Source organism: Enterococcus sp. AZ050, from assembly GCF_051715085.1.
GTDB classification, from domain to species: Bacteria; Bacillota; Bacilli; order Lactobacillales; family Enterococcaceae; genus Enterococcus; species Enterococcus faecalis.
In genome coordinates this window covers 19,150-29,252 of sequence record NZ_JBIOTC010000003.1, presented here as the reverse complement: position 1 = coordinate 29,252, position 10,103 = coordinate 19,150, and the positions used below count along the sequence as shown (strand labels likewise).

Below are 10,103 nucleotides of genomic sequence, written 5' to 3'. Positions count from 1 at the left end.
AAGACAAGCCAAAATGGCTTGTCTTTTTCTTTTTAACTTTGCCAAAACTGCCACCACTTTTTCTTGTTAGTTGGTGGTGTATCGTTTTGTGATTCTTTGTTTTCTGTCGTTTCTGCAGTGTAAATTAATTGTAGCTGTTCTTGTAGCTTCTCGATTTGTTGGTTGGCTTGGAGTGTGAGTTGTTGTTGCTGGTCGAGTAGTTTTTGCATTAGTTTTAATTGCTCGTCTTTTTCTTGTAGCTGTATATCTTTTTGATCCAACTGTTTTTTTAGAAAAGGAAGGAGTTCCAAATCGGAAACTTGGTTGGCGTTTTTATGGTTTTCGGTTTTTCGCAAACTGGTTGGCGATTTAAGTTTTCGTTTTCAACCAAAAACATTGATTTAATAGCTTTTTGACCAACTTCATTAATCACAAACTTGTTTCCGATTTTCGCAAACCAAAGTTTTCGATTTTTATCAGAAACTTTTTTGTTAATAGCTGTTTTACTAACTCCTAATTCTTCAGCAAGTTCTTTGATTGTTTTATCTGCCATACGTCACCTTCAGTTAAACAAATTATCTAAATCGGATAATAAGCTTTTTTTCTCTTTTTCTAGTTGCTGGATTTGTTGTAACAATTCTAATTCACGTTGTTTTTGTTTTATACGCTCATTAAGAGTCTTAGGTGTTTCTTCATAGTTTGTTTGTTCATTTGCTTGAGCCAAAGCACGATGTTGTTCTTCTTTGGTTGGCGCATGTTTGTTAAAATCGTCCGCTTTTTTAATTTCAGGTTTAAATGTGAATTGGTAACCAATAACCGGCTTTCCCCGACCTTTTCCGTATTTCTTTTTGATTGTTAGCTCTTTGAAGATTGCGGTTAATTCTTGTCGTATTGGATTGAATACACGTTGATCAATCGTTCCTTGGTTGTAACTTTTAGGAATATCAAGTAATTCATGAAAGTCTTCTTTTGAAAAATAAGCGAAACCTTTAGTTCTGTATTGTTTTAGTAATCGAAACATTGTTTTTGAATAACTGCTTTCTAATTCATTGAATTGTTGGAGAGAATAGCGCACCCATTCTTCAAGGTTGTTAAGTAAGGGTAAGGCTTTTTCGTGAACTTGTATTTCAGCAAAAGGAATATCAGCTTTTCCGTCAATTTTAAATTGATTAAATAAAACAAATCGTTCACGTTGCAAACCATCAGCACTTCTTCTTCCAAAACGTAAATCCATTAATTTATCGTATGTTGTTTCTAAATCATCTATAAATCGAACATTTGCAGTTGCTTTATAATTGCTTAAATCTTTTAATTGATCGAATGTAAACTGTACTTTTTTATCACCTACATCACGCATTCTTGATACGATAGAAAAGAACAAATTCATTTCAACTGGTGTAAATTTTCGCAACGGAATTGTATTTAATTCATGATGATATTTTACGATTTCATTAGACATACTTGAGGTATCTCCTTTCCTACTTGCACAAGAGGTACAGACGTTATGAAGTACAAAATGTCTGTTTGTACATCGTATATTAACATCATTGATGTATTAATTCAATGTACAAACAGACAAAACGATGTAGATAAAACTTTGTATCCCTTGGGAGAGTAAGAACACAGCCGACGGTAAAGAGGTTTAAAAAAGAGATATAAAAAGAGGGGGGGTAAAACTTCCCGCCTAAAAAAAAAACACTCCTTTTTTCCTCAAACAGGTTCGCGAAATTTCCTAAACTGCAAATCTTGCTCCCTACGGTCGCTAAAAAGGTGTGATCGCTTCGCTCTCACATTCTACTGCGCAGTCGCCTTCGGCTCCTTTGCCAAAACCCGTTGTTCAAAGAGGTCTGTGTGAGGCTCTCAGCGTTCGTTTAAGCCGTTTTAAGACAGCTTTAGTATAAATCCCTTATTCTACTTTCAAAGCGCCTTACAGGCGGTCAGGGCAAGCCCTAACAACCCTAAGGCAATTATGCTATACTCAATACGGACAACTTGTCCCCAAAGGGGGTGTTGTCTTGTTAGAACAAATTTTTACGTTGGTTATCGCACCTCTTTTTGTAGGCCTAGTTATTGAACTAGTTTCTCATTGGTTAGACGAGAAAGACGATAACTGAAACAAGTTGTCCCTAACCCACAACGCTAGACGTCGCAACTAGCGAAAAAAAGCCAGTCCTATTCGCAGTAGGACTGGCTTTTGTGCTGTCTTGTAACAAATTTTTACGTTTCGCAAGTTCAATATAACAAATTAGACTAAAAAAAGCAAAATGTATGTTTTGCAGCGAACTTATTTAAATGCCGTTTTTTTCGATTTAAGAGTTTTTGGAGTTGAACCGATTATTTTATACCTAATTCAATTTAAAACCTCTTAAAATTGAAATTAGAGCTGTTTAAATTAATTTTAGTTATTTTCTGGCGAAGTTTTTTTAAATTTGGCAAGCCTCTCTCTTAATTGTTTATTTTCCGAAGCTACCCGTTTGGAAATATTGATTAATTCTTGATTTTTGTACTTTAAATTTTTGTTTTCTAGCAACAAGTCTTTATTGATTTCTTTTGTTATTTTTGAAATGTTCATGGCTTTCTTTGCTTGTTCCAACAGATCACATAGCTCTTGATAGTGTTCGTGAGGTAGCTTGGCTGTTTTAGAAAGTCGGGAAAAGGTTACCCAGCTGTCTAGTTTTTCTTGAAACTGTTTTGTCTCAGAAGAAATGGCTTGAAGATAGTCTTGAAATGTTTGCTGTTCTAACGCTAAAGCTTCTTTTTCTTGCGCGAGTTGTTCCCATTCTTCCTCCAGTTTGAGTGGGTTGCGCGCTTTTTTCTTTTGGCCACGTGAAATATCAAATCCAGCATGTGTTAAATAGTCGGGCAATTCGGCTTGAATGTTTCTCAATTCTTTTCGGGTAAAAACCGTTTTTGCTGTTAATCGTCCCTCACGCAATGGGACAACGCCTAAATGCATATGGGGGATAGGTTCGTCTAAATGGACTTGCGCATAAGCAACGTTGCTTATGCCGTATCGTTTTTGAAAAAATTCTAGCGCTGTTTGGAAAAATCGGTGAATTTCTTCTGGAGATAACGAGATAAAAAAAGCAGAATCACTACTAATCAACCATTCCACTACAAGAATGGCGTCTTTTCTTAGCGCACGATCACTTGCTTTGTTTTGAGTGATATATCCGATAATTGCTTTTCTATAGCTGATACTTGAATCTAACACGAGGTCATAATTTAAGCAGGTAAGTGTGGTATCGATTTCTTTGGGCATGGGAGATTTGAACTTTCTTTTGTTGTGATTTTCGATAATGGTTAACGTTCCTCGGTTAATTTTTTGCATACGCGCAATAAGCATAGACATGCGGACAACCTCCTTTGTTTTTTTGAGGGAATTTTTTTTCACAAGTTTTTTGTAAGAGCATAAGGGGAACCTGATATCAAAATTGATATAAACCGCAGTGCGGTTTGGTTCTAGCGTGATATCACTTTTTTTGTGAAAATCGGCTAAAAAGTGCTTTCTGCCGGCTGGCAAAAACCTTGATATTATGCGATTTTTTAATTTTTACCGGTAAAAACGGCCTTTTTACCGAATAAAAAACTTATTTGAATAAAGTATAATTAATAGACTTTATCTTGTAAACAAACTGATTGTTTTTTTGATTAAAAACAGAGGATTTAGCCAATTTTAAAGGGAAATACACGTTAAATTTTTAAGAAATATCTCGCTTAATTGTTGAGAAAACCGTTTTTTATAAAATAACAAAAACACCTAAATTTTTAGGTGCTATAAATGAGCTATGTTCATACGACATACCTGCTATAAATGTATTATGACAATGTATAAAACCGCATAAAATCAAGCTTAAAATACATGTTAGAAACCTGCTATATACCTACTATGAATGTGCTATGAGTGAGCAAAAATGTACTACACCGGAAAGCCTTGCACTGCAAGGCGGGACACCTTGTGTGACCCCCATTTCCCCTTATGCTCTTCAGAATATTCATTGAAAAAATCGCACGATGATATTAAATAACAACTATCCGAGTGAAGTCGAATAGTTGTTAAAATGTATTTGTGATAAACAATTTAAATATATTTATTCTTGATTGAATAGAATATCTTTGAGTTGTTGCCAATAGGTTTTCTTGCCGATAACTAGAGATAATTCTCCCGTAAGACCATATCTACTAGTAAAGTCTTCAGGTGCATTTAGTAGTCCTTTTATTGTGTAAAATGTCCCTTGTTCTGTTGTTGTACTATTTTCTGATATTTCATTTAAAGTGCCGTCAATTATTTTTGTAGCTACTCCCTTTTTGTCTAATTTGAAATGCACCGTCATTCCTGACTTAATTCGCATACTTTCATTAGCTGGAATAAGTGCTGTAAACGTAAGAAATGAGTTTTTAGGTTTTGGATAAATTTCTGCTAACGTAGTGCCTTTTGGAATTTCTAATTGGTTTTTGACAGTTTCATTCAGATGAACCGTTCCAGTGATGGGGGCTTTCAATGTGCTTTGTGTAATTTGTTCGTTGATTGTTTTAAGTGCTAATTCATTTTTTTGTTGTGTATCGGTTAATTCTGTTATTTTTTGTTTGGTTGTTGCTAAAAATAATTCTTTGTTTTGCTTCTCTTTTTCTTTTTGACTATTTATTTCGTTTTTAGACGTATTTGGAGGGACCAATTTAGCCTGTTCTGCTTGCAATTGCTCTATTTCTTTTTTTTGTTGAACAATTTGTTCATCGATTGTAGCCAAGATTGTTGATTTGGTTTGTTTTTTTTGTTCTTCTGTTACATCAGACAATTGTGTTTGCCATAATTGATATTTGGAAGTGATTTCAGGTGAAAATCCTTGTATGTTTTGTTCGTTAATCCATGCCGTACGTACTTGTTCCCATTCTTGTAATTCTTTTTGGCGTGTAGTCAGTTGTTTTTCTAGTAGCTCTTTTGATTTATTATAGATATCTTGTTCTTTTTGTATAGTTTCTTCAATCTGTTTTGAATTGTAAATAGTCGCTTCTTTTTCAGCAAAGAAGCTTTTAAGTTGATTGCTATACCCAAAGGAATCTTCAGTTTCGAATAAATTTTGTTCATTTTTTAAACTATTAATAAAGGTTTGAGCAGCATTCTTTTGTTGCTCAATAAGTGTATTTTCTTGTTCTAATCGTTTTTTTTCATTTTGTAAAGAGGTTGTATCAAATGTGACTAATGTTTCCCCTTTTTTTACTATTTGGTTTTCTTTTAGAGTATTGGTTTTTATCTTTGCTTCTACCGGTACTTGTAGTACTTCTGTTTTTGGTGCAATTAATTGAGCAGGCGTTCGAATAACAACCTCTTTTTTTGCAAAAGCTAAAAAAAGCCCTGTAAAACACAAAAAAAGAATAACTGGATACAAGGCCCAACGATAAAAGGTATGGTGTTGTTGACTATAAATACTTGAATGATCTAACCAATCCTTATGGTCCATAAATTCTCTGTCCTTTCTTAAATATCCCATAATTGTTGATATACGCCTTGATTGTAACGAAGTTCTTCATGTGTGCCTTGTTCAACCAGATTTCCATTATGAAGGACTAAAATCTGTTCACACGCTTTAGCAATAGGTAAATGATGCGCAATAAAAAGTACTGTTTTATTTTCTAATTTTAGTAAATATTCAAGAATATCATGTTCTAATAAAGTGTCTAAACCACTTGTTGCTTCGTCTAAAATTAGAATATCGGCGTCTTTCAAAATCGCACGTGCAATCGCTAATCGTTGACGTTGGCCGCCAGAAAGATTAGATCCTCCTTCTTCTAATACCATATCGTAGCGCAATGGCTGTTGTTCAATAAAAGCGGTTAGTTGCACTGCTTCGCACACTTCAATAATTCGTTCAAAACTAGGTTTTTTTTGTAGTCCAAAAGTCAAATTTTCTATAATTGTTCCACTGAAGAAAAAGGATTCTTGAGGAACATAAGTAATATGCTCACGTAATTGTTGAAATGGAATATCTAAGTGATTGATTTTTCCATAACAAATTTTGCCTTCTGAAGGAGCATAAAAATTGACCAATAATTTAGCTAAGGTCGATTTTCCTGAGCCACTTACACCAACTAAAGCCACTTTGCTTTTTGGTGCAATGGCACAAGAAATATTCTTCAAAGTAGGCGCTTTCATGTTGTAAGAAAAGGAAACATTTTCTAAGGATATTTCTTGCTGGAAGATTTTGTTTGAAATTTCATGTTCGGAAGAAGTTATTGCTTGTTCGGGTTCTATAGCGAAAATCTCGTTTAATCGTTTGTTTGCTACTTGCGCTGTTTGCATTTTTACTTGTAAGTTAATGATATTTTGTAAAGGATCAGTAAAAAAGACTAATAAGGCATTGTAGGTAATTAGTTGACCAAGACTAATGGTTCCTTTCATCACATAAAGTGAACCTATCCATAAAATCAAAGCGCTATTAATTAATTGAATGGCGTGTTTGATTCCTTGTTGTATGTTGTCTAAAGTAACCGTCTGAAAAGACTTTTTCATTAATTGAATAAATTCTTGATCGACTCGTTCATAAACTGTTTCTTCTCCACTATAGGCTTTAATGGTTTCAATCCCTTTTAAACTTTCAATAATACTTGAATTTAAGGTAGCACCTGCAGCCATTTCTTCTTGATTGGCTTTTTCATAACTTTTAACAAAGGCTAAAATAGTGACAAGATAAAATGGGAGCGAAGCTAGAGTAATTAAGAATAATGTTCCGTTTTGAATAGCTAAAGTAATTCCTACTAGTAATACCATGCCAATGTCTAAAAAGACAGATAAAGTAGCGCTAGCTAGGGCATCAATAATCTTGTTTGCGTCTAAAAACCGAGAAATAATTTCTCCCGATTTACGAGTAGCAAAAAAATTCATAGGTAAAGTGAGGACATGCTTGAAGTATTGAAGCATTATAGCTATACTCATGCGTTGTCCTAGAATAACCAAGAGATAACTTCGGCTATATTCAAATAAAACACGGAATAGATAAACAACAATTAGTCCAATGGAAACAATATTTAACGTGGATCGTGCTTGATTTGGAATAAAATAATCTAAAATTCCTTGAAAATAATAAGAGCTACCAATACCAAATAAAGTGATAAAAAGAGAAGCTAAAATGATGTGAAAAACTATTCCTTTTTGGCTCCAAATGATTGGGAAAAAGGCACTCAACCCAGCTACTTTTTCTTTACTAGGAGTATAAGATTTAGTTGGAGTAGGTAACAATAAAATACCAGTCCATTCTTTGGAAAATTCTTCAATTGTTTTTTTTATTTTTCCTTTTGTTGGATCTGGATCGGCTATTAATAATGTATCGCCTTTTATTTCATATACAACAACATAGTGCATGTATTTATTATCGATTAACACATGAGCAATTAAAGGTAAGGGCAATTCTTTTTCTTTCCATACGTCGTTATCTGCTTGAATAGCAGGAGAATGAAAACCCAGTTTTTCAAAAGTTTTTTTTAATCCAAAAGCAGAAGTTCCTGTTAAATCTGTTCCTGATAGTTCACGTAATTTATGTATAGGAATTTCAGTTTTGTAGTGTTTTAGAATCATAGCAACACAAGCAACACCACAATCTTTTTCGTCTTGTTGGTAGATAATCTTTTTCATATTTTCCTCTCATGTATTTTGTATTTATTTTACTTATTAGTTTACTATATTGAGATAATTTTGAGAATTTTTTTCATAAAAATATTGACAGAATATTTAGATTTTGATTTAATGAAGATAGAAAAAAGAAAGCGCTTTCTCGGGTTGTGGAATAAATTAGGAGGAATGTAAAATGGAAAAGTATCAAGAATTAAAAGCAATAGAAATTCAATCAATTAGTGGCGGAGTAGCAGTAACCCCTCCTAAAGGAGCTTTTCCTAATGGAGATTTTAAACCTTGGAATGTTCCATCAGGAACAACTTTTCCGTGGCAAGGAGCTTGTCCTGTAGGATCTGTTACTGCAGGTTACATTGGTGGTGGCCAAAATCTTTGTCGGAGACCGTAATTAATTTTAAAACTATGTCAATAGTGATTAGAATGGGAACAGAGGTACTTCTGTTCCCATTCTAATTCTAGGGAGGAGTTTATGAAAATATGTAAGTACGTATTTATTTTTGGGGGCTTATTTTTTGTAGTTTTACTAATTATAAGCCAATTCTACCAACCTTTAACGATAGATGTCAGAAGTATAGATGCTGTACAGATTATGAGTCAATCTGGAATTATTGAAAGCAAAAAAAAATGGGTCTCGACATTATCTGATTATAATTATGGTAAGTCAGTAAAAAATATATCGGAATTAAATGACTTATTAATTAGAGGGAATAAACATAGTTCAATATTAAATGTTTCTACTAAAAATATGGAATCAGATTTAAATATTAAGGAAAATCTGCCGTTAAGTATGGAAGTTGAGGGGCTCTCAGTTATTAGTGTGCCGAGTGTATATACTACCGATAATGAATTTCGAAGTAATTATAGTAATACATTAGCTAGATTAATAGATTATGCTAAAGGGGATATAGTTTTAGATTTAACTAACAATTCTGGTGGGGATGTAGTTCCCATGATTATAGGTGCTAGTTCATTAATACCTGCTGGAAAAATTTTAAATTCAATAGATAAAAATGGAAATAAATTTCCAATTTATTTAGACTCTAATAAATTATTTGGAGGTATAACAAATTATTTAGAAAATAGTTCTAAACAATTGCAAACTAAAAAGTATCCCTTCAAAAAAAATAAAAAAGTTTCTGTTATTATTAGTGATAGAACAGCGAGTGCAGCAGAAGTATTAACATTAATTTTAAAAAAAAATCCTAATGTTACGGTATTGGGAACCCCTTCCGCAGGTTATACTAGCTGGAACGAAACCGCGATTTTACCAAATAAAGATAATCCTTCAAACTTTTGGTATATGATATATACAGCAGGCTATTTTGAAACTATAAAGAATCGTGAAGTGTTTAATAATACAAAAATATTTCCTGATGTAGAAGTTAGATCTGCTTATTTAGATATTACTAATAGGCAACTTATAAAGGCTATTAAACGCATTAATAAAGGGGAGCAAGGGACATAGAAACGAAAATGCATGCTATAAAAGCAAATAACTTTAGATAAAATCTATAAATTATTCGTTTTTTTGTATACGATTGATCGATACAGTCCATTTTTTATTGTAATTGCTACTACTGTTTTGTATTAATTGAGTATCGTGTATCTTCGTTTCTGTATTCTATATCCTTATAGAAGGTATTGAAAAAACATTGCTTTCATAACTAATTTAACTGTTTTTCAAAACATTTTATTTTTTTAGAAGTTATGCTGTTTTTCTTACCTCTAATTTTAGCAAGAATGTTTCAGTATACTCGTGTATTAAGAGGTTTTTTGTCAAAAATATTGACATAATATTTAGATTTTGATTTAATAAAGATGAGAAAAGAAAACGCTTTCTTAGGAAGTTTGAATTGCTAGGAGGGACTTTTTATGAAAAAATATAAAATGTTAACTGAAAAAGAAATGAAACGAACTGTTGGTGGGGGATGGGCTGATTTTTTAGGAGGTCTTTTAGGCGGATTAGCTCCAACGCGTACTGCTGAGCAATTGAATGGTTCAGATTATGCGAAATTCAAAGCTCGTAACTGTGGGCCATATGGTCAAGGAGGTACTCCTAATTCATGTAATTGATAGAAAGTAGCTGGTTATTGTATGAAAGCTTTATATAAAAAAAAAATAGCTGAAGTTTGGGAAATTAGTAAGACAAATAAACAGCCAGAATGGGTTAAACAAGCTTTTGCTAAAAATTATTTAAGATGGTCTTCTGATAACAAATTAATCATTTTAATGAGTGCGTTAGAGCCTTCGGTAACTACTAATATAAAGTTTGGAATGGTTGGTTCCGTTGGTGGAGGGTTTGCTGGATATGCAATGTATTCTGTAGGTGATATAGGTGATTATTTAGACGTTACTAATCACAAATTAGTTTCTAAAAAAAGTTTTAACAAACATTATTTAATACAAAATCAAGACTAGTCTTATTATATAAGGTTTCATCAATAATAAACGTGTATTACCGCAATACACGTTTATTATTTTAAGGAGATAAGCTATGAAT

At 32.9% G+C, this 10,103-nt stretch carries 9 protein-coding genes and 1 pseudogene; 5 read left to right on the top strand and 5 right to left on the bottom strand.

The window, feature by feature from the left end:
- Window positions 1-32: 32 nt before the first annotated feature.
- A pseudogene (locus tag IGJ04_RS15480) lies at window positions 33-532 on the bottom strand (DUF536 domain-containing protein).
- A 9-nt stretch (window positions 533-541) separates the two neighbouring features.
- A complete protein-coding gene (locus tag IGJ04_RS15475) occupies window positions 542-1,438 on the bottom strand; it encodes a replication initiation protein (protein WP_438709964.1) in 897 nt (298 codons plus the stop codon).
- Window positions 1,439-1,994: 556 nt separating this feature from the next.
- Between IGJ04_RS15475 and IGJ04_RS15470 the strand changes: the two genes are divergently transcribed.
- Window positions 1,995-2,093 carry a type I toxin-antitoxin system Fst family toxin gene (locus IGJ04_RS15470; RefSeq protein WP_109843878.1) on the top strand — a complete coding sequence of 33 codons (99 nt, stop codon included), beginning with the start codon at window positions 1,995-1,997 and terminating at the stop codon, window positions 2,091-2,093.
- Between the two features lie 284 nt (window positions 2,094-2,377).
- Here IGJ04_RS15470 and mobV read toward each other — a convergent pair whose 3' ends face one another.
- The 3 genes from mobV to IGJ04_RS15455 all read right to left on the bottom strand — a co-directional run bounded on the left by mobV (window position 2,378) and on the right by IGJ04_RS15455 (window position 7,606).
- The gene (gene mobV, locus IGJ04_RS15465) at window positions 2,378-3,331 is read right to left on the bottom strand and encodes a MobV family relaxase (RefSeq protein ID WP_438840416.1); all 954 of its coding nucleotides are present in this window, start codon (window positions 3,329-3,331) and stop codon (window positions 2,378-2,380) included.
- Window positions 3,332-4,070: 739 nt separating this feature from the next.
- Window positions 4,071-5,438, bottom strand: coding sequence for a bacteriocin secretion accessory protein (locus IGJ04_RS15460; RefSeq protein WP_438840415.1), 1,368 nt, complete (start codon window positions 5,436-5,438; stop codon window positions 4,071-4,073).
- Between the two features lie 17 nt (window positions 5,439-5,455).
- A complete protein-coding gene (locus IGJ04_RS15455; protein ID WP_438840414.1) occupies window positions 5,456-7,606 on the bottom strand; it encodes a peptide cleavage/export ABC transporter in 2,151 nt (716 codons plus the stop codon).
- Between the two features lie 172 nt (window positions 7,607-7,778).
- On the opposite strand from IGJ04_RS15455, the gene IGJ04_RS15450 reads away from it, so the two are divergent.
- From IGJ04_RS15450 to IGJ04_RS15435, 4 genes are all read left to right on the top strand, one after another.
- Entirely contained in the window at window positions 7,779-7,991 is a 213-nt protein-coding gene (locus IGJ04_RS15450; RefSeq protein WP_325847905.1) for a hypothetical protein, read from the top strand.
- A gap of 81 nt (window positions 7,992-8,072) precedes the next feature.
- A complete protein-coding gene (locus tag IGJ04_RS15445; protein ID WP_438840413.1) occupies window positions 8,073-9,068 on the top strand; it encodes a S41 family peptidase in 996 nt (331 codons plus the stop codon).
- Between the two features lie 407 nt (window positions 9,069-9,475).
- Window positions 9,476-9,676, top strand: a complete 201-nt coding sequence (locus IGJ04_RS15440) for a ComC/BlpC family peptide pheromone/bacteriocin (protein ID WP_207491218.1) — start codon at window positions 9,476-9,478, stop codon at window positions 9,674-9,676.
- Between the two features lie 21 nt (window positions 9,677-9,697).
- The gene (locus tag IGJ04_RS15435; protein WP_438840412.1) at window positions 9,698-10,021 is read left to right on the top strand and encodes a hypothetical protein; all 324 of its coding nucleotides are present in this window, start codon (window positions 9,698-9,700) and stop codon (window positions 10,019-10,021) included.
- The last annotated feature ends 82 nt before the right edge of the window (window positions 10,022-10,103 follow it).